Source organism: Vibrio sp. YYF0003, from assembly GCF_036350715.1.
GTDB lineage: Bacteria > Pseudomonadota > Gammaproteobacteria > Enterobacterales > Vibrionaceae > Vibrio > Vibrio natriegens.
The window spans coordinates 1-19,161 of the sequence record NZ_JAZDWA010000013.1; the positions used below are offsets into that span (position 1 = coordinate 1).

Genomic DNA, 19,161 nt, shown 5'->3' on the forward strand with positions numbered 1-19,161 from the left:
CATAAAGTAATGTTTGAATTGACTGTGCTGAATCCGAAGATTCAATGGTCACTTCGTATCATTGAAACCTAATTTGATACCGAGGTATCTAATTGGATTATCATCAACGAGTGCCCACACAGATTGATAGGTCTATATTGTTAAAGAGCTTTTCTGACTTAACTTGCCGCTTTCGCGTCTCGTTGTCAGGGGTGCTTATCTTACGCTGCCCGGTTTGAGAGTCAAGAAATTTTTCAAATTTCTTTTTCTTCTCTTTCCAACTCGCTGTGTGACTCTCGTCTCACTCCGTGTCGGTGAGGCGGCATTATAGGGAGATGTTTGAAGAGCGCAACTCTTTTTTTAAAAAAAAGATTTAAGCGGTCAGTTATTAATCAAAATGGCGAAATTCGCATATTTCTTCGTCACATTTGAGACATATCACAGCAATTGGTTGGAAAAACACCAACCATATACGTAAGATTCATGTGTCTATTATGTTAATAGGCAAACAATCTCTTTATCACCTATGTGTAGTAATCAAAATGACGTCTAAAAAAAATCTGATTTTATGTGCCGGGTTGGCCGTCATTGGGGGAGTCATCTTCTCTCAATTCGCCGTTTCACCCGTACTGAGCTTTCTTATCGGTGTTGTCGCTACTGCTTTTCTGTTTTCATTTTCTAGCCAGACACCAATTGATCAATCAACCGACTCTGACCCATCAACCAAAACCTTGTATGTCGGAAATCTGCCTTATAAGGCAAATGAAAGTCATGTTCGCGATTTATTTGCGGAATATGGACAAGTCTATGCCGTGCGATTAATGAAAGATAAACGTACTGGTAAAAGAAGAGGATTTGGATTTGTTGTGATGGCCGCTGCAGATGCTGAACCAGCCATCGCCAAGTTAAATGAAAAGCTATATATGGATCGTACACTTAAAGTGCGTATCGCTAACGATCCGAAACACCCGGAAGGCGATAAATTTGAACAGGAGTAAAACCTAGCTTCGCCAGACACACATTCAGTGCATCTTCTTGCCAAGGAGGTGCACTGGCAAAAATTCGTTTAGTCCCCTCTTCTGTGGTTTCCTTACACTGCTCACTATCTAATAACGTCTTTACTCGACGTGCTATCGCTTTTCCTGAGTCAACTAATGTGACCTCACCATCCAGTGCCTGGTGAATTTCTTCTTTAAGAAGTGGAAAGTGAGTGCAACCTAATACAGCGACATCCACTTTATTGCGGATAGGTTCCAAGATGTCTTTTAGTTCTTCAATGCAAGCCTCTTTCCCTCGCAGCTTTTCTTCCGCTATATCGACCAGGCGGGTAGAGCCCAATAACTCTACTGGTTTTCCCTGAGCATAATCACGAATCAATTTGTGGGTATATTGTCGAGTAACTGTGGCTGGCGTCGCGATCAATCCCACGCCTTTAGAAGCAAGTAATGACGCCGGCTTAATAGCAGGGACAACTCCAACAACAGGAATCGCTAGCTTTGCACGTAGTGACGGGAGCACTATCGTACTTGCGGTGTTACACGCGATGACAACAATATCGACCTGATACTCTTCCACTAGCGCGGATACCAGTTGGTTCACACGAGAAATGAGAACGCTTTGTTCAAGCTCTCCGTATGGGTATGCCTGATTGTCGAATAGATATAGGTAGTCCATTTGCGGCAATAGACGATGGATTTCTTTAAATACAGAAAGCCCTCCGACACCGGAGTCAAACACCAGAACCTTTTTCTTATTCGCTACTCGCACGAGTCTTACCTAAGCAATATAAACGCTGCGATCATACTGGCTAGATTTGTTTTGGCAATGCTTTGGCACTGTATCTTTGATGACTAAACCTCTCCTCAGTCTCGACCTCTCGCTTAACCAGTTCTATATAGCCTTGAAATGAAGGGGCAGATGTAACCAAGGTATGAAACTCGCCATTTTCTCCACAAGGGTCAATATGACTTGGTAGCGAATCAACCAGCGGTTTGTCATACCAACGCCCGCACCAATCTGATGACAAGACTTCTCCATCAGTGGTGATAAGCATCGTTTGAATACCGCGATCAATGATTTCCATCGCCAGCGCTTTGCTGCTCTCCCCTAATAGAGGGAATACACATTCCCAGCCAGCAGGTTCTATATAGCTACGTCGATAATCAGCGATACCATTGCAGAACATGTCACCAAAAGCGACAGCTTGTATATTTAACTCACTCTCAGCCAATGCTGTGACAATCGTAGATTGGTAGATGTCATTACTTGGGAAGACGGCAGGCAACTCAATGGTGATCAATGGAAGGCCAAGTAAGTCAGCCTGCATCTGCACAACTTCAAGAGGTGTCGCCTGAAAGGGAACTTCGTCGTCAACATAAGTTGTGTAGAGTCCAACCACTTCGTAATTTGGGTCTTCTTGCAATCTTTCTAACGTCAAAGTGGAATCTTTACCACTCGACCAACTGATCACAACTCGTTTCGGCTTGCTCATGATGCCTCCATACGATTCTTGAAAAGAAAAAACCGCCCGAAGGCGGCTTTCATTCATAACTAAGGTTAGAATTGGTAACCGATGTTTACGTAGTAAGCACGCTCTGCCGCAGGATAACCCAACGCCATTTCATACTCTTCATCAAACAAGTTATCGATACGAGCACTAACCGTGGTTGACTCATTAGGGTAGTAAGTAACTGCTGTATCTACCAGTGAGTAAGAAGGCATGTATACGTCTTGAGATGGCCAAGTGCTGTAATCAACATCTGGGCGCTTACCTACGTATAGATAGCTAATTGACCAATCAACCTTGTCAAAGTTTACAATCGCGTCCCACTTGTACATTTCTTTGGCACGGCGTTGCAGCTGATCGCCATTGTCATCTTCGGCATCTTTGTAATCAGCGCTCACTTGATGCTGTACAATACCAGTTTCAAACTCGGCAACTAATTCAACACCTTGAATGTGTGTTTCACCGTCAACATTCAGGTACTTGTATGTCGTCGGATGGTAGTCGATAAGATTGGTGATCTTGTAGTCGTAACCTGTCAGTGACCAGAAAACGCCCTGAATATCACCACTAAAGCTGATTTCCCATGCATCCGACTCTTCTGGCTTAAGATCTTTTTCACCGTAAGTTGGGTCGTATTGCTGATAAAGGTTCGGAGCTTTAAATGCAGTACCAAAAGAGGCTTTAGCGCCAAACTCTGGGACGAACTGGTAACCCGCAGCCAGACTGTAAGTAAACTCACTGCCGTACTCTTCGTTATCATCGATACGGGCACTGCCTTCGAGCATAGCGTTATCAATCGTTGCGGTCGCGATACCAAATAACGCGCCATTGGTGCGATCGAACGTTTTGTTTGCGTTCTTATCAACGTAAGACTCGTCACGCCAATCAATACCACCAGCAAACGTTGTATTGTTGTTTAGAAGGTAGCTGTTGGTCCACTGCACATTTTGCTGTTCTAGCTCGTCTTCTGTACCTGAGTGCTTACCTGCCGACTGTTGGTAATTCCATGACTTTTGCTTCTGTGCCGTCACTTGTAACTCAGACATCAGATTGTCAGATTGGTATTTGCCGCCAATCGTTGCCGAGAAATCATCTTTCTCTGCTTCGTAGTAGGCGCGACTGCCATAGCTGCTGTCGTACTGGTAAACGTTCTCGTATGCACGGAAGTTACCAAATGCTGACCACTGCTTATCAAAATTATGCACGTAGCCAATCAGACCATTCTTGGTTTCAAAGCCATGACGGTCACCATCGTTGATGCCTGTAACCGGGCGAACGTTGTAGCCGTCATCACTTTCAGTTCCCAGTGCAAGATTCAACTGACCATTGTCACCGACTTTGATACCCGATGCGATACTCAGCTCCTGATAATCAAGGCTACCCAGACCTGCGCTCAACTTGGTGCTTTCATCTTCCGCGCGAGCCACGGTAATGATATTGATAACACCACCAATCGCTTCAGAACCGTACAGAGACGCACGAGCGCCGCGAACATACTCAATGCGCTGAACATAAGTCAGTGGGATCTGGTTGAAATCAACCGCACCTTTTGCTGCACGAGCAAAACGTACACCATCGACCAGCACCAAAACTTGGTCTGAACTTGTGCCACGCACAAATAGCGAAGCTAACTGACCACGGCCACCATTTTGCGTAACCTGAATACCAGTAAGTCGACGCAATACATCCGGTAGAGTCTTAGCTTGAATACGGTCGATATCTTCTCGAGTCACAACTTCCACATCAGCAAGCGTATTGCTTTCAGCTTGTTCAAATCGGTTAGCGGTAACAACGAGCGTTTCGTCAGCGGAGGTTTCTTGGGCCTGTAGATAAGAGACAGGTGAAAGCAGCGATGCCAGAGTGATCGCCAATGCGGATTTTTTCATTATATTGTCCTAAATCGCGTAATTCCTTCCGAGCCCTGCCATTTAATGGCAGACCAGTGCTGTGGCTCAGTTGCTGGCAGGTATTCGGACTTAAGAGCCTGGCTTTTACCCCACCTACTCGCTCGACTTCCCACATCAACCAATGCAGTGTCTTAATAAGCTTTCGTTCTCTTTTACCGCTGCGCGTCAGTTCTGGAGTTCCACCAGATTCCCATTTCAGCCATCTAGATTGCTAGATAGCACCAGCTTGAGGCTGATATTATTCAGCTATGGATTATTTGTCCAGCCAATATTACCCCTATAAATTGTAACGTTTTGATTAATTGCGCTTTCTACTTAACCTGTACACACTATCTTTAGATCAATTCAAGTACAAAACTGGACATACTGTTGAGATTGAATAAAATCTGCGCTCTTAAATTGAATGCACCATAAAAGGTAAGATCATGGCTACTCTTGATGTAAACCCACAACACTACCAAGAACAACTGGCGGAAAAAGTTGAACGTCTCACTGATATGTTCTCGCCATACAACGTGCCAGAGCTGGAAGTGTTTGAATCACCAGAGCAGCACTACCGTATGCGTGCTGAGTTCCGTGTTTGGCATGAAGGTGAAGACCTTTACTACATCATGTTCAATCAGGAAACTCGTGAGAAATACCGCGTTGACCAGTTCCCTGCAGCAAGCCGTCTTATCAATGATTTGATGCCGCTACTGATTGAAGCGATGAAAGACAACGACTCTCTGCGTCGTAAATTATTCCAAGTGGACTTTCTGTCTACACTGAGCGGTGAGATTCTGGTTTCTCTGCTTTACCATCGCCAGTTGGATGATGAGTGGATTGAAAACGCGAAAGCAATGAAGCAGCGTCTGAATGATGAAGGTTTCAACCTCAACATCATCGGCCGCGCACGCAAGATGAAAATCGTCCTCGACCAAGATTATGTCATCGAGAAACTAGATGTGAATGGTCAGTCGTACATTTACCAACAAGTAGAAAACAGCTTTACACAACCAAACGGTAAAGTAGCAGAGAAGATGCTGGAATGGGCAGTAGACTGTACTCAAGACAGCACTGGTGACCTGTTAGAGCTTTACTGTGGTAACGGTAATTTCTCGCTGGCATTGGCACAAAACTTTGACCGCGTTTTGGCAACCGAACTGGCGAAGCCTTCTGTGGTATCTGCTCAATACAATATCGCAGCGAATGAGATTGATAACGTACAAATCCTGCGTCTTTCAGCAGAAGAGTTTACTCAGGCGATCGAAGGTAAACGTGAGTTCCGCCGCTTGCAAGATGCTGGCGTGGATTTGAAGAGCTACAACTGCAACACAATTTTTGTGGATCCACCACGTTCAGGTATGGATGTGGACACCTGTAAGATGGTGCAAGGTTACGAGCGTATCATGTACATCTCTTGTAATCCTGACACCCTGAAAGAGAACTTGGACATTTTGAGCGAAACACACAAAGTCACACGTTTTGCTCTGTTCGATCAGTTCCCATACACCCACCACATGGAAGCGGGTGTATTCCTGGAACGCAAGTAAGCGTAAAGCAGGTATAAAAAAAGCGAGCTCAATAGCTCGCTTTTTTATTTAACCTTGCGGCGTTATTCCGCTGAAGTTTTGCTTTTGCTTTCCATAAAGCCAAGCTTCTTACCGATCCACACTAGAAGGATCATAGAAACCATAATAGCGAAGAAGTTTGAACCTGCTTCTGGGTATTGCGCTTTGATAAACGCAGAGTGACCAAACGCCCCGACGAAGAAACATGCCAGACCAACCAATGGGATATCTTCCGATACCGGGTTGCTCAAGTATTCTTGGTACAGCGCCTGTACTGCTAGTACAAGAGCGATCAACGGGAAAATTGAGAAAGAGACTTCGCTCATCGTCAACCATGACAACAAAGCATCACCACACACACCTGCAACCAACGCTAAAATCAGCGTTTTCTTTTCAGATTTATTTCCATTCGACATTATTCTATCCTGCCTTTTAATCGGTTACGTTCACGTTCTTTGCGATACCAATAAGCCCCTTTGGCTATCATTCGCAATTGCATAATCAATCGTTCCGCGAGTTCATCGCGCTCACGGCGATCTAAATCTAAAGCTTCAGCACCCGAGCTGAAGACCAAAGTAACCGACGCCTCTGCTTGAGTATACGCCTCTTCTCTGGTCACGCCGGTGCTCATCAAGTACTCGGTTAATTCTGCCGCAAAATGCTGAATTTCTCGAGCAACAGCGGTACGGAATTCAGAAGAAGTTCCTGAACGTTCACGCAGTAACAAACGAAATACGTTAGGGCTACTTTCAATGAATTCCATAAATGTTTCAACCGAAGTTCGAATCACACTTCCTTCTTTTACGATACGTTGACGCGCCTGACGCATCAACTGACGTAACAGTAACCCCCCTTCATCGACCATGGTTAAGCCTAGTTCATCCATGTCTTTAAAGTGGCGATAGAAAGAAGTAGGTGCAATTCCTGCCTCTCGGGCAACTTCTCGCAAGCTGAGACTGGAAAAGCTGCGATCCGCACTTAATTGACTAAATGCCGCGTCGATCAATGATCGACGTGTCTTCTCTTTTTGTTGCGCGCGGATGCCCATCGATTTCATTCTTAACTTGCTCTTTTTATGTAGGGTACAAGAGCTTCAATATAACGCAATTACCCCCTACGGAGAAAGATATGTTGCCTTTGCCAGCGTTAACCGCGCAAACGTTACTATTGGCAACCGTCTGAATGCAATATTCTCAATGCAATTTATAGACATCCAACATACCAATTCGTGCTTTTGGTCGTTTCTGCGTGATCACTTCCACTCTCTCGCAGCCATTACGTGTACGTATAGAGCAAATGAGTTAAAATTGCGCTAAGGCAATGTTAAGCAAATATAACAAGGAAATACATCATGGCGCATGTAAATCACTTTGACGTGATCGTAATTGGTAGTGGCCCTGGCGGAGAAGGGGCTGCAATGGGATTAACCAAAGCGGGACTGAATGTAGCCATCATTGAGAAAGAGAGCAGCGTTGGTGGCGGCTGTACGCACTGGGGAACCATACCATCAAAAGCACTGCGTCATGCGGTTAGCCGAATCATCGAATTTAATAGCAACCCGCTATTCTGCCGCAATAGCACCAGTTTACATGCAACATTTTCTGACATTTTAGGCCATGCGAAGTCGGTCATCGACAAACAAACGCGCCTGCGTCAGGGGTTCTACGACCGTAACCAATGTACCCTGCTCTTCGGAACCGCACGTTTCATCGATGATTACTCTGTCGCGGTTATGCAAAGTGATGGCACTGAAGAAGTCTACTCAGCAGATAAATTTGTCATTGCGACAGGCTCTCGCCCATACCAGCCAGATGATGTCGACTTCCTACACGAACGCATTTACGACAGTGACTCCATCCTAAGCCTGAAGCATGACCCTCGTCATATCATTATCTATGGTGCAGGTGTCATTGGCTGTGAGTATGCGTCTATCTTTCGCGGGCTTGGGGTGAAAACTGACTTGATTAACACCCGTGACCGTTTGTTATCTTTCTTGGACAACGAAGTCTCTGATGCGCTGTCATACCACTTCTGGAACAGTGGTGTGGTGATTCGTAATGATGAAACTTACGAAAAAATTGAAGGTACAGAAGACGGTGTGATTATCCATTTAGAGTCCGGCAAAAAGATGTTTGCGGATTGCCTGCTGTACGCCAACGGCCGAACAGGTAACACGGATAAACTCAACCTTGGTGCGGTTGGTCTGGAAGCGGACTCGCGCGGACAATTGAAAGTGAATCGTAACTATCAAACCGTAGTGGAGCACATTTACGCAGTCGGTGATGTGATTGGTTACCCTAGCCTGGCAAGTGCCGCCTACGATCAAGGGCGCTTTGTGGCGCAAGCCATCACCAAAGGACAAGCGGATAACTATCTGATTGAAGATATCCCAACCGGCATCTACACCATTCCGGAAATCAGTTCTGTTGGTAGAACAGAGCAAGAACTGACGGCAGCGAAAGTGCCTTATGAGGTGGGTCGATCTTCCTTCAAACATCTGGCGCGCGCACAGATCGCAGGAAAAGACATTGGCAGTTTGAAGATTTTGTTCCACCGCGAAACCAAAGAGATTCTGGGCATCCACTGTTTTGGTCAACGTGCTGCGGAAATCATCCACATCGGACAAGCCATCATGGAACAAAAAGGGGAAGCGAATACCATCGAGTACTTCGTTAACACAACGTTCAACTACCCAACCATGGCCGAAGCGTACCGCGTGGCAGCATTGAATGGTTTGAACCGACTGTTCTAATGAGGGCAGCCCCCTAAAACGTAAAACAGCAGGCACTCCGCCTGCTGTTTTTGTTTGTGGTAGCCGTCAAGCGAGAAAGGTTCCCTTGCGCCATTGATAAAGTAAAATCACGCCAAGCCCGATGCCGCGCATCAGCATAAAACTGGTCATCGCCAGCCAAAGCGCGTGATTTTCCCATCCCGAAAATAAGTAAAAGACAACAAAGAAGCTGCTGGTCGCAACAAACATACTGTTACGCATGTCTTTACCTTTAGTAGCTCCGACAAAAATTCCATCCAAGAGAAAGCACCACATCGAAGCCAGTGGCATCACCACCAGCCATGGCAGATAAGTCGCCGCCTGCTGCTGTACCTCTTCTATTGAGGTGATCATGGCGATCAGGGTCGATCCTGCTAAAGAGAAGACTGCCGTTAAGCCCAAACAGATAACCAGGCTCCAAAAGAATGTCCCAATAAGCGATACGCTCAGTTGCTGCCTGTCTTTCGCCCCAATGGCTTTACCCACCATGGCTTCCATGGCATAAGCAAAACCGTCCATGCCGTAAGAAATGATCATCAAAAAACTCATCAGCACAGCATTCGCAGCCACCACATCATCACCAAAGCTCGCCCCCTGAAAGGTCATAAAGCTAAATGCCGCCTGTAAACACAAAGAGCGTAAAAAGATATCTCGATTAAGTTTTATAAACCGACCTATCCCATTCTGCGTGTCCGCAAGGAGGCGCTTAGGTGAAGGTAACTGTCGCTCTTGCCATGTTTTCCAAACACAAACTAAGCCAAATGCCATGCCTGAGTAGTCTGCGATCACTGAGGCTAAAGCCGCCCCTTCGACTTTCCAGCCTAACCCAATCACAAACAAGACATCCAATGCGATATTAGTAAGGTTAGTAATGATCACCATCCACATCGGTGCCTTGGAATTTTGTGTGCCAAGTAACCAAGCCAACAACACGAAATTCATTAACGCCGCAGGCGCACTCCAGACACGGACAGAGAAATACTGCATACCATAGTGTTTCACTTCCTCACTGGCATCACTCCAGCTAAAGATAAGGTCAGCAATAGAACTGTGTGCAACTAAAAACAGCACTGCGAACAGCAACGCCATCAAAGCGCCTTGCAGGAAAACTAAAGCAAGTTGTTTGTGATCATCACTTCCGTAAGATTGCGCGGCTAACCCTGTTGTCGACATACGCAAAAAACCGATCAGCCAAAAAGTCACACTGATCATCGTGCTGCCTAAGGCGACACCGCCCAGATACCAAGCATGTTCAAGATGGCCAATCACCGCGGCATCAACCAGACCAAGCAAAGGAACGGTAATGTTCGACAGCACCATTGGAATCGCAAGTGCCAAGACCTGACGGTGCACCTGAGGATTAGATAAAGGAGAGAAAATAGAGTTTGTCACAAGCACCTCTTTAACTGGATTAACGAGTGTACCTGAGCAATGTGAAGCTAGCCAATCACCACTTAATATGAACGAGGACAGGTGTCAGACGGTATTTAAGTACAGGGATCTTATTGAGCCAGCGTTGCCAAGCCTTCCAGCGAGAGCAAAAACGATCAAATGGTGAAAAGACTTTGACCCATTCAGCCCAAGGCAGCCATTGCAGAAATTGTTCTGATGGTGCTTCAAAGCCATGCGCATAACAATCAGAGCCCAGCTTCTGTCCCCATTTACTTTCAGTGAGATCCCCAGCCAGAACCATACACACTTCAGCAGACACAAAGTGTCGCCCCAACGTTTGAATAAAACCGGCAACCTGTGATTCTGAGCAATCCAAAAGTGCCATTTCACAAACAACCAGAACTGGTGATTTGTCTGGAATATTCAGAGAGTCCAGCCATGACATTTCTTCTACGCTGCCGATATGATTTTTATAACGTTCGTTTTTATGGAAAAGTCGCTGTCGCCAAACCAGATTCTCCGTAACATCCAGCTCGACCCAATGACAACGTCCGTTATCCAGACGGTAAAAACGCGTATCGAGACCTGCGCCGACATTAATCACCCACGCATCAGGATATTGCTGCAGGAATTGATTGACCTGTTGGTCACACAGTTGAGTTAATGTTACATGCAATAACTGCTTTTGCGCCACATCTCCGCCAAGACAATCAGGCGCCATTTGGCAGTTTAAACAGGCTTTGGCTGCAATAGGGTCATACACTAAGCCATTGTCGACCATACTTTCACGACTGCGTAACAACAAAGGTTTTAATAAATGGTTAGGAACTTGATGTTTAGACTGAGACATGGCATTTCCTGCGCCAATGAAAGTAATGGATACAGAAATAAATGATAATGAATATCAATTACATTATCAAGCATGGATGCATATCAAAAGATAGGAAGTGTGAAATGAGGGTGGGGAAATTAAAAAGCGTAATAAACAACAGCCCAGTAAAGCTGGACTGTTGTTTCAAAGCTTGAGCTTACATCCAGTCAGTATTGCGAATAATACCGACGGCTAGACCTTCAATCGTCAGGTGCTGAGAAGTCAGATCCACCTGGATAGGTGCAAACTCTTCATTCTCTGCATGCAGCAATACGGTAGAACCTTTACGCTCCAGACGCTTCACTGTCACATCGTCGTCCACACGAGCAACGACAACTTGACCGTCACGTACGTCTTGCGTTTTATGCACAGCAAGTAAGTCACCATCCATAATACCGATGTCTTTCATACTTTCGCCGTTTACGCGAAGTAAGAAATCCGCTTGCGGTTTAAACATCGCAGGATCAACTTGGTAGTGGGCTTCCACATGCTCTTGAGCCAGAATCGGCTCACCCGCTGCCACCTGACCAATCAGAGGCAAGCCCTGATCATCATTTGCAGCATCTTCAAGCAGGATACGAATCCCTCGAGATGCACCCGGAATAATTTCAATCGCTTGCTTACGAGCAAGTGCTTTTAGGTGTTCCTCTGCAGCATTTGCAGAGCGGAAGCCAAGCTCACGCGCAATCTCTGCACGGGTTGGTGGCATTCCGGTGTCATCGATTTTACTTTTAATCAAATCGAAGACTTGTTGTTGGCGTGGCGTTAACGGCTTCATGTCTCACCTGTCTTTTTATACAGTTAACTGTGAGTATATCCAGTAAATGGTTAAATGGAAACCCAATTGGTTGTTTTTTAATTTATTTGCTTGGCTTACTTAAGTTGCGCAGCATCCTTTTCGTCATAAACGTTTAAAACAGCTCGCTTAAAGTGAATCAAGTGGAAGAAACAGCTCGGGTGTTTGACTAATTCATGCTCAATAAAATTAAAAGGTTCGACCAGTTTCTGTTATCCTTGCTGCGCTTAAATTTTATCGCCTAGGCTTATTTCTATTGCCGTACTCATTTTCTCTCAAGATGGGCCATGCGGACACAGAAATAAGCTAGGGCCTGTTTGAATACCTATCGAGGCTGTGAACTTTATGTCTTCTGGACAATCATTTTCACGTTCAATACTAAAACTACCTTTATCGGTACTGGTAAAGGGCACCACAATCCCATCGAACCCTATTGACGATCTTGATATCGATCTGGCTAAACCGATTGTGTATGCCTTACCGTTCCGTTCGAACGTGGATTTGCTGACACTGCAAAAACAAGCCATGAGCCTTGGTCTGCCAGACCCGCTCAGTCCATTGGAAATTAATGGCAAAACTCTCAACCGTTACGTATTTATTGCTGCTCGTCCAACCGTGATGGGAAATGACAATGACGTACCAACAGAATCTGACTCTCTCTTTCGTGAGTTATTAGAGCTACACAAACTGGACAGCGAACTAGATGTACAAATGATCCCAGCGACCGTGCTGTGGGGACGCAAACCAGGTAAAGAAGAGAATAGTAAACCGTACCTTCAGCCAATGAATGGTCCACAAAAAGCCAAAGCGGTGATGGCATCTGGCCGTGACTGTTTAGTGCGTTTTAGCCCAGTGGTATCGCTGCGCTACATGGCAGATTCTCATGGCACTGACAGTGCGATTGCTCACAAGCTCGCGCGAGTGGCTCGTATCCACTTCTCTCGCCAAAAGCTGGCAGCATCGGGTCCTAACCTACCCCAACGTCAGGTATTGTTTGCGCGTTTAATGAAATCACCTGCGATTGAGCAAGCCATCGCTGATGAAGCTAAGAGCAAAAATATCTCGATTGAAAAAGCGCGCAAAGAAGCCCACGACATCATGGATGAAATTGCCGCGAACTTTTCTTATGGCTTGGTGAAAAGAGGTGACCGCATTCTCGGCTGGCTTTGGAATAAGCTGTATCAGGGTCTGCATATCAATAATGCCTCTACAGTACGCCGTTTAGCACAAGATGGTCACGAGATCGTATACGTTCCATGTCACCGTAGCCACATGGACTACCTACTGCTTTCGTACGTGCTGTACAACGAAGGCATGGTTCCACCACATATTGCTGCCGGTATTAACCTGAATTTCTTTCCGGCTGGTCCTATTTTCCGCCGTGGTGGTGCATTCTTTATCCGCCGCAGCTTTAAAGGCAATAAACTGTACTCGACGATTTTCCGCGAGTATCTGGCCGAGCTTTTCGCGAAAGGCTACTCAGTTGAATACTTTAGCGAAGGCGGTCGCTCGCGTACTGGGCGATTACTGCAAGCCAAAACAGGTATGCTGGCGATGACGATTCAGGCCATGCTACGTGGTCTAAACCGTCCAGTTACTTTGGTGCCGGTTTACATTGGCTACGAGCATGTAATGGAAGTAAGTACTTACGCCAAAGAACTTCGCGGTAAGCGTAAAGAGAAAGAAAATGCCGGTTTGGTACTGCGCACTCTGCGTAAGCTGCGCAACTTTGGTTTGGGCTACGTCAACTTTGGTGAGCCAATTCAGCTTAACCAATACCTTAACGAGCATGCTCCGGAGTGGACTAAAGATATAGACCCGATGGGTAGCAGCAAACCACAATGGATGAATCCGGTGGTGAACGGGCTGGCCAACAAGATGATGACGCACATTAACGATGCAGCTGCGGCTAATGCACTGACACTCTGCGCGACTGCCTTGCTTGCTTCTCGTCAGCGCGCGTTATCTCGTGACTCTCTAATCAGTCAGATTGAATGTTACCTGAAGCTACTCAAGAACAACCCGTACTCAAGCACCTCTACCATTCCAAGCGAAAGCGCAGAAGAGTTGGTTGATCACGCAATCTCACTTGATAAGTTTGTGATTGAAACAGACAGCATGGGCGATATCATTTCACTGGATCGCAACCAGTCGATTCTGATGACTTACTACCGCAATAACATCATTCACTTGTTTGCGCTTCCGTCACTTATCGCTCAGATGATTATTCGTCAGCGCAACGTCACGGTGGAAAGCGTTCAGCAGAACGTTGCGCTAATCTACCCATTCCTGAAAAAAGAGCTGTTCTTAAGCTATCAAGAAGAGGATTTGAATGATCTGGTCGAGAAAATTCTTAACGAATTTGTCGAGCAAAAGATGATCTGTCTTGATGGCAATAAGCTGGAAATCAATCAGTCCAACAACCAGTCACTGGTTCTACTGGGTCGCACAATTACTGAGACATTGCAGCGCTACTCCATCGCAACGAACTTGTTGGTGGCGTACCCAGAGTTAGGGAAATCAGACTTAGAGCAGAAAAGTCAGGACATCGCTCAGCGTCTGGGTCGACTGCATGGCATTAACGCGCCGGAGTTCTTTGATAAAGGTGTATTTAGCGCGATGTTCAATACCCTGAAGCAACAAGCGTACCTAGACAATGATGGCAACTGCGATACAGAAAATACGCAGCAATTTGCCAAACTGTTATTTACTCTGCTTTATCCAGAAGTGAAGCTAACGATAGAAGAAAGTATTCACCAGCTTCAGTCATAACAAAAAGCACAAACAAAAAAGGCATCCAATCGGATGCCTTTTCAATTTTCGAATTATTACCAAAACGCCACTAATAAACCGACGGCGATAACCATACCGACATAGTTATTGTTGAGAAATGCTCTAAAGCATAGATCGCGTTCTCGGTGGCGAATCAAATGCTGCTGATAAACAAACAGTGAAGCGGCAATCAGAATCGTCCAGTAGTAGCTCTGCCCTAACTGGTAATACTGCCCTAGTCCAACCAGCATCGCTAAGGTAATGAGCTGTAAAATACCAATAATTAACTTGTCATGGCGACCAAACAGAATCGCGGTCGATTTGATACCAATTTTCAAATCATCATCACGGTCAACCATGGCATATTGGGTGTCGTAAGCAATGGTCCACAGCGCATTAATCACAAAGATAAACCATACGATCAAAGGCAGTTCACCCGTTTGTGCTGCCCACGCCATCGGGATTGCCCAACTAAACGCCAGCCCCAAAAACAATTGTGGAAGATGGGTGTAGCGCTTCATAAATGGGTAGATGAAAGCCAACACAACACCTGCAAACGACAGTTGAATCGTCAGTGGGTTCATGGTCAAAACCAATAAGAATGAGCTCACGGCTAACACCAGAAACAGGCCTATTGCTTCTTTCGCCGTGACTTTGCCCGACGGTAACGGGCGTTGTTTGGTGCGCTTAACGTGACCATCGACTTTACGATCAGCGAAGTCGTTAATCACACAACCTGCACTTCGCATTAGAAACACGCCTAGTACAAACACAAGCAATACATCCCAATTAGGCATACCCTGAGCGGCGATGACAAGTGCCCAAACAGTAGGCCACAACAGTAGCAAGGACCCTATTGGTCGATCCATTCGCGTCAGTTGCCAATATGCTTTGGCTTTTTCTGCGGACATTTACACCCTCTCCTTAGCGTAAATAGGTGAAAGAGATAAGAATAACTCGGCGACTAACATTGGTTTGTGATTCATCCACAACCTTGAACGTCGCGCTAAAAATCGTCCTTGAGGCAGGTTGGCCCACCCCATTTGCAGTGAGTCTCGCTCTACGTTATCCGCACTAAAAACGGTCAGACCTAAAGGGATATCCCCTTGTTCAGCCAAATCGTATTGCTGGTCCACCAGTGTCGTGCATGGAATGAGCGTACGTCCTATAACCCAAGGACTGTCATCACCACACAAAACGACCTCTCGTAACAGGCAATCTTGCTCAGACAATAACTGACTTTCATCCTGTTTCAGTGTCTTGGCAGTGACAATTTGATTCTGTAGCAATTCCACTGTCAAAGCCTGACAGTGCTGCTTTAAACGACGTGACAAAGACCCTTGTTCTTCAAGCCAATGCTTGGACAATTCATTTGGAAATTCAAATTCTTCGGGCTTTTGCCACTCTACTTCCAATAAAGAAGCAAGATAGAGTGATGTTGGCTGATTCATACTAGTATTCAATTAGAGGCTTTATGCGTAGAATAAAGCAACAACTTACCGTCTTACTGAAACCGTAAGTTCATTATTTGTTATAGACGGTCTATTGTACCAAGACTGAAGCGATTCGAATATCGCGATCCAGAGAAAGAAAAGTTAGAAATATGTACAAACGTTATATAGCCCAAACTATTTTTGCGTTAACCATGCTTATCTCCACACCAACCTGGGCTGAAACGGAACAAGCTGGACCTCAGTTGGCGTACTTCACTTTGGAACCAGACTTAACCACCAACTTTTACACTAAAGGAAAAAAGTTAGGTTACGTTCAGGTGCGTATCGATATCATGGTCATGAGCCAGCAAGACCTGACCATCATTGAACATCACCAACCACTGATTCGCGATGCCATCATCGAGTTACTCGGTAAGCAGACAGAAGATACCATCAAGTCTCTTTCTGGTCGGGAAGATTTGCGTAAGACCTTGGTAACAAGGTTAAACGAAACACTCCTGCCGGAAACTGGGAAAACCGTTATTGCGGATTTGCTGTTTACCAAATATCTCTATCAGTAAACGCGACTTGCACTGATACGAAAAGACCGCTATTGGCGGTCTTTTTTATCTCTTATTTATGCCTTAAGCTTTCTGCTGGTACTTCATTTTCCCGGAGTCAAACAGCGCAATCGCCATTCCCGAAATCAGTCCCACCAAGTGCGCGGTATTGGCAATCGCCATAAACGGCTGAACGAAACCTAGCACTAACCACACCAACATAAACACGATGATCGGTTTTGGTAGCGTCAATCCTAGGTGAGGCCGACGATAACCTAAGATCCACAGATAACCGAGCAGCGCGTATACAACACCAGACAACCCACCAAAATTCGCACCTTCAACATAAAATTGCCCCGCGCCCGACAAGGCTGCAGAAACAACAAAAATTTGCAGTAGTTTTCCGGAACTCAGGCGACGTTCAATATCGCCACCCAGTTGCCACCACCACAGCAAGTTAAAGATGATATGGGTTGCAGAGAAGTGCAGCAGAGCATGACTCAACCAACGCCACAATTGCCATTGTTGACCTTCAAACGCCGGGAAATGCAGCAATGCAAACACGCCCCGACCAAAGCCGATCATCTGTAAACCGTAGATAATGACACACACTGTCATTATCAAAAGTGTCACAGGTCCAGCTTTCGCTTTGACCATGCTCATGATACTTGGGCTTGAATAATGAAATTGACTCTTGCGAGTCTCGGCAACGTTCCACGAAGCTGCGCTGTATTTGGAATCGGAAGGATTGGCTAAGAAATGTTTCAGCTCTGCCTCTGCTTCGATTTCATGCTGGCTATCCGTCAGCCATAGCGCAAACTGCCCCTGGCCCTCGGGCATCATCTGAATTTCAATATGACGAGACGCCATATAATCGATGAAAGCCTGTGCCATGCGTGGATTATTTAACGTTACCAATCTCTTCATTAACTTCTCACTATCGGTAGCTCGGCTCGTTGCCAGGCTTCAAAACCACCATCGACGCTGTACACTTGCTCAAAGCCTTGGTTGACCAGGTATTGCGCGGCACCCTGACTACTAATGCCGTGGTAGCACATTACAAGTACCGGCTGCTCGAATTCCACATCGTCCATGAAAGAGACGATCGAGTCGTTGGTTAAATGAAAGGCTGACTCTGCATGCGCTACGGCAAACGATTGAGGGTCACGGATATCTACAAGTTTTGCTTCGCCCTGCTCGAGCAGTGCTTGTGCACCTTGCACATCGATATGCTGAAACTGATCCATTTACTTTCTCATTGTCTTATTAATATACCCAAATAACCTAGTGACGTGCGATTGAGCCATTATCACAAGGTAGCCGAGGTTCTGCGTCATAAAGTCACTTGGGTATATGCTGCCATTGTAACCTATCCAACGCTAAATTTAGACACAAGAATTATCCGGGAATTTAAAAGTGTACACATTACAACCACATGTGGATAAAGCTGTGGATTGCGTTGATAAAGTATATTTTGATCTTTTGATCCACAATATGTAGTGATGATCTTGATCTAGCTGTGTGTATATTACTAACTATCCCCAGCCGGAAAAACGCCTGAACGCCTTATTTTTCCCCGCTTTCGAACAGTTGATAAATAATTACTTCACAGAGTTATGCACAGGTAGCACATAAAATTTAGATCGCAAACGTTATCGACTTTCGATCCAAAATAAAAAAGCCGAGATCACATGATCTCGGCTTTCTATGAAAATTTGCTTTTGTTTAGAAGCTAGCGTTAGAACTCACCAACGGCCAGTTTGAGCTTTTTCATTGCATTCTTTTCTAGCTGACGAATACGCTCGGCAGATACACCAAACTCATCAGCCAAATCCTGCAGTGTCGCTTTCTCGTCATCTAACCAACGAGAACGCACAATACGCTGACTACGCTCATCTAAACTTGCCAATGCATGTCCAAGACGATTGTTGGTATGCATTTCCCAGTTTGCTGCTTCAACGTTATCAGCAACATCTGACGATTTATCTTCTAGATAAAGCATCGGTGCTGTGTAGTTGTTTGAGCTGTCGTCTTCGTCGGTTGGCATATCGAACGTAGAGTCGACGGCCGCCAGACGGGATTCCATCTCACGAACTTCTGAAGGCTCAACACCTAATTCACGAGCAACGGTTTCTACTTCGCCGTTATTGAACCAACCCAGACGCTTTTTCGACTTGCGTAGGTTAAAGAACAATTTACGTTGTGCTTTAGTTGTTGCGATCTTAACAATACGCCAGTTACGTAGCACGTATTCATGGATCTCAGCTTTAATCCAGTGGACCGCAAAAGACACCAAACGCACACCCACTTCTGGGTTAAAACGCTTAACCGCTTTCATTAGGCCGATATTGCCCTCTTGCACTAAGTCTGCCATTGGCAAACCGTAGCCTGAGTAACCTCGAGCAACGTGAACAACGAATCTCAGGTGCGACAGGATCAGCCCTTTCGCTGCTTCAATCTCACCTTTGTAGTGTAATCGTTCTGCCAGCTCACGCTCTTCATCTACCGTCAGCATTGGGTAGCTGTTAACGGAGCGAATATAGCTATCAAGGCTATCTTGCGTGACTAGAGCCATCGGATACGCTTCTTTTGTCATTCAATTCCTCATCAATCTCTGATCTGGAG

The 19,161-nt window shown here is 45.6% G+C and carries 18 protein-coding genes and 1 riboswitch; of the genes, 5 read left to right on the top strand and 13 right to left on the bottom strand.

Annotated features, from left to right (window positions below; all coding sequences use genetic code 11):
- The first annotated feature begins 521 nt into the window (after positions 1 to 521).
- The gene (locus V1U08_RS21780; protein WP_024372606.1) at positions 522 to 977 is read left to right on the top strand and encodes an RNA recognition motif domain-containing protein; all 456 of its coding nucleotides are present in this window, start codon (positions 522 to 524) and stop codon (positions 975 to 977) included.
- Here V1U08_RS21780 and murI read toward each other — a convergent pair.
- The 3 genes from murI to btuB all read right to left on the bottom strand — a co-directional run bounded on the left by murI (position 931) and on the right by btuB (position 4,371).
- The gene (murI, locus tag V1U08_RS21785) at positions 931 to 1,746 is read right to left on the bottom strand and encodes a glutamate racemase (protein WP_014233294.1); all 816 of its coding nucleotides are present in this window, start codon (positions 1,744 to 1,746) and stop codon (positions 931 to 933) included. The genes V1U08_RS21780 and murI overlap by 47 nt on opposite strands.
- Positions 1,747 to 1,786: 40 nt before the next feature.
- Complete coding sequence (locus tag V1U08_RS21790) at positions 1,787 to 2,470, bottom strand: ATPase (RefSeq protein ID WP_330471406.1); 684 nt, start codon at positions 2,468 to 2,470, stop codon at positions 1,787 to 1,789.
- Positions 2,471 to 2,535: 65 nt separating this feature from the next.
- The gene (gene btuB, locus V1U08_RS21795; protein ID WP_330471407.1) at positions 2,536 to 4,371 is read right to left on the bottom strand and encodes a TonB-dependent vitamin B12 receptor; all 1,836 of its coding nucleotides are present in this window, start codon (positions 4,369 to 4,371) and stop codon (positions 2,536 to 2,538) included.
- Between the two features lie 58 nt (positions 4,372 to 4,429).
- Positions 4,430 to 4,631, bottom strand: a riboswitch (cobalamin riboswitch).
- 186 nt (positions 4,632 to 4,817) lie between these two features.
- On the opposite strand from btuB, the gene trmA reads away from it, so the two are divergent.
- Entirely contained in the window at positions 4,818 to 5,924 is a 1,107-nt protein-coding gene (gene trmA / locus V1U08_RS21800) for a tRNA (uridine(54)-C5)-methyltransferase TrmA (RefSeq protein ID WP_020334032.1), read from the top strand.
- 62 nt (positions 5,925 to 5,986) lie between these two features.
- On the opposite strand, the gene V1U08_RS21805 is transcribed toward trmA, so the two are convergent.
- Both V1U08_RS21805 and fabR read right to left on the bottom strand, forming a co-directional pair.
- Positions 5,987 to 6,358: a YijD family membrane protein gene (locus V1U08_RS21805; protein WP_014233298.1), complete on the bottom strand. Its 372-nt coding sequence runs from the start codon at positions 6,356 to 6,358 to the stop codon at positions 5,987 to 5,989.
- Positions 6,358 to 6,999 carry an HTH-type transcriptional repressor FabR gene (gene fabR / locus V1U08_RS21810; protein ID WP_014233299.1) on the bottom strand — a complete coding sequence of 214 codons (642 nt, stop codon included), beginning with the start codon at positions 6,997 to 6,999 and terminating at the stop codon, positions 6,358 to 6,360. Before fabR ends, V1U08_RS21805 begins: the two co-directional genes overlap by 1 nt.
- Positions 7,000 to 7,293: 294 nt before the next feature.
- Here fabR and sthA point away from each other — a divergent pair, with 294 nt between their 5' ends.
- Positions 7,294 to 8,694 carry a Si-specific NAD(P)(+) transhydrogenase gene (sthA, locus tag V1U08_RS21815; protein WP_014233300.1) on the top strand — a complete coding sequence of 467 codons (1,401 nt, stop codon included), beginning with the start codon at positions 7,294 to 7,296 and terminating at the stop codon, positions 8,692 to 8,694.
- 66 nt (positions 8,695 to 8,760) lie between these two features.
- Here sthA and dinF read toward each other — a convergent pair whose 3' ends face one another.
- The 3 genes from dinF to lexA form a co-directional block, all read right to left on the bottom strand.
- Complete coding sequence (dinF, locus tag V1U08_RS21820) at positions 8,761 to 10,104, bottom strand: MATE family efflux transporter DinF (protein WP_330471408.1); 1,344 nt, start codon at positions 10,102 to 10,104, stop codon at positions 8,761 to 8,763.
- A gap of 55 nt (positions 10,105 to 10,159) precedes the next feature.
- Positions 10,160 to 10,954, bottom strand: coding sequence for a class I SAM-dependent methyltransferase (locus V1U08_RS21825; RefSeq protein WP_065297518.1), 795 nt, complete (start codon positions 10,952 to 10,954; stop codon positions 10,160 to 10,162).
- 178 nt (positions 10,955 to 11,132) lie between these two features.
- Complete coding sequence (lexA, locus tag V1U08_RS21830) at positions 11,133 to 11,753, bottom strand: transcriptional repressor LexA (RefSeq protein ID WP_014233303.1); 621 nt, start codon at positions 11,751 to 11,753, stop codon at positions 11,133 to 11,135.
- A 363-nt stretch (positions 11,754 to 12,116) separates the two neighbouring features.
- On the opposite strand from lexA, the gene plsB reads away from it, so the two are divergent.
- A complete protein-coding gene (plsB, locus tag V1U08_RS21835) occupies positions 12,117 to 14,543 on the top strand; it encodes a glycerol-3-phosphate 1-O-acyltransferase PlsB (protein ID WP_330471409.1) in 2,427 nt (808 codons plus the stop codon).
- Between the two features lie 56 nt (positions 14,544 to 14,599).
- Here the strand turns inward: plsB and ubiA are convergent, their stop codons facing one another.
- Together ubiA and V1U08_RS21845 are read right to left on the bottom strand one after the other, a co-directional pair.
- Positions 14,600 to 15,454, bottom strand: coding sequence for a 4-hydroxybenzoate octaprenyltransferase (gene ubiA, locus V1U08_RS21840; protein ID WP_065300351.1), 855 nt, complete (start codon positions 15,452 to 15,454; stop codon positions 14,600 to 14,602).
- On the bottom strand, positions 15,455 to 15,994 hold the full coding sequence (locus V1U08_RS21845; protein ID WP_020334038.1) for a chorismate lyase: 540 nt from the start codon (positions 15,992 to 15,994) through the stop codon (positions 15,455 to 15,457). It abuts the gene before it with no gap.
- Positions 15,995 to 16,146: 152 nt separating this feature from the next.
- On the opposite strand from V1U08_RS21845, the gene V1U08_RS21850 reads away from it, so the two are divergent.
- On the top strand, positions 16,147 to 16,557 hold the full coding sequence (locus tag V1U08_RS21850) for a flagellar basal body-associated protein FliL (protein WP_014233307.1): 411 nt from the start codon (positions 16,147 to 16,149) through the stop codon (positions 16,555 to 16,557).
- A gap of 63 nt (positions 16,558 to 16,620) precedes the next feature.
- On the opposite strand, the gene glpG is transcribed toward V1U08_RS21850, so the two are convergent.
- From glpG to rpoH, 3 genes are all read right to left on the bottom strand, one after another.
- Entirely contained in the window at positions 16,621 to 17,463 is an 843-nt protein-coding gene (glpG, locus tag V1U08_RS21855) for a rhomboid family intramembrane serine protease GlpG (protein WP_065303000.1), read from the bottom strand.
- Positions 17,463 to 17,783, bottom strand: coding sequence for a thiosulfate sulfurtransferase GlpE (gene glpE / locus V1U08_RS21860; protein ID WP_014233309.1), 321 nt, complete (start codon positions 17,781 to 17,783; stop codon positions 17,463 to 17,465). The genes glpG and glpE overlap by 1 nt, the downstream gene beginning before the upstream one ends.
- Positions 17,784 to 18,274: 491 nt before the next feature.
- Complete coding sequence (gene rpoH, locus V1U08_RS21865; RefSeq protein ID WP_014233310.1) at positions 18,275 to 19,132, bottom strand: RNA polymerase sigma factor RpoH; 858 nt, start codon at positions 19,130 to 19,132, stop codon at positions 18,275 to 18,277.
- Between the last annotated feature and the right edge of the window lie 29 nt (positions 19,133 to 19,161).

What these genes read in the sequence shown, in the direction of transcription:
- sthA (WP_014233300.1), top strand. Translation starts at nt 7,294, where the DNA reads ATGGCGCATGTAAATCACTTTGACGTGATCGTAATTGGTAGTGGCCCT.
- fabR (WP_014233299.1), bottom strand. Translation starts at nt 6,999, where the DNA reads ATGAAATCGATGGGCATCCGCGCGCAACAAAAAGAGAAGACACGTCGA.
- rpoH (WP_014233310.1), bottom strand. Translation starts at nt 19,132, where the DNA reads ATGACAAAAGAAGCGTATCCGATGGCTCTAGTCACGCAAGATAGCCTT.
- plsB (WP_330471409.1), top strand. Translation starts at nt 12,117, where the DNA reads ATGTCTTCTGGACAATCATTTTCACGTTCAATACTAAAACTACCTTTA.
- V1U08_RS21805 (WP_014233298.1), bottom strand. Translation starts at nt 6,358, where the DNA reads ATGTCGAATGGAAATAAATCTGAAAAGAAAACGCTGATTTTAGCGTTG.
- trmA (WP_020334032.1), top strand. Translation starts at nt 4,818, where the DNA reads ATGGCTACTCTTGATGTAAACCCACAACACTACCAAGAACAACTGGCG.
- glpE (WP_014233309.1), bottom strand. Translation starts at nt 17,783, where the DNA reads ATGGATCAGTTTCAGCATATCGATGTGCAAGGTGCACAAGCACTGCTC.
- V1U08_RS21790 (WP_330471406.1), bottom strand. Translation starts at nt 2,470, where the DNA reads ATGAGCAAGCCGAAACGAGTTGTGATCAGTTGGTCGAGTGGTAAAGAT.
- btuB (WP_330471407.1), bottom strand. Translation starts at nt 4,371, where the DNA reads ATGAAAAAATCCGCATTGGCGATCACTCTGGCATCGCTGCTTTCACCT.
- glpG (WP_065303000.1), bottom strand. Translation starts at nt 17,463, where the DNA reads ATGAAGAGATTGGTAACGTTAAATAATCCACGCATGGCACAGGCTTTC.
- V1U08_RS21780 (WP_024372606.1), top strand. Translation starts at nt 522, where the DNA reads ATGACGTCTAAAAAAAATCTGATTTTATGTGCCGGGTTGGCCGTCATT.
- V1U08_RS21845 (WP_020334038.1), bottom strand. Translation starts at nt 15,994, where the DNA reads ATGAATCAGCCAACATCACTCTATCTTGCTTCTTTATTGGAAGTAGAG.
- V1U08_RS21825 (WP_065297518.1), bottom strand. Translation starts at nt 10,954, where the DNA reads ATGTCTCAGTCTAAACATCAAGTTCCTAACCATTTATTAAAACCTTTG.
- lexA (WP_014233303.1), bottom strand. Translation starts at nt 11,753, where the DNA reads ATGAAGCCGTTAACGCCACGCCAACAACAAGTCTTCGATTTGATTAAA.
- ubiA (WP_065300351.1), bottom strand. Translation starts at nt 15,454, where the DNA reads ATGTCCGCAGAAAAAGCCAAAGCATATTGGCAACTGACGCGAATGGAT.
- V1U08_RS21850 (WP_014233307.1), top strand. Translation starts at nt 16,147, where the DNA reads ATGTACAAACGTTATATAGCCCAAACTATTTTTGCGTTAACCATGCTT.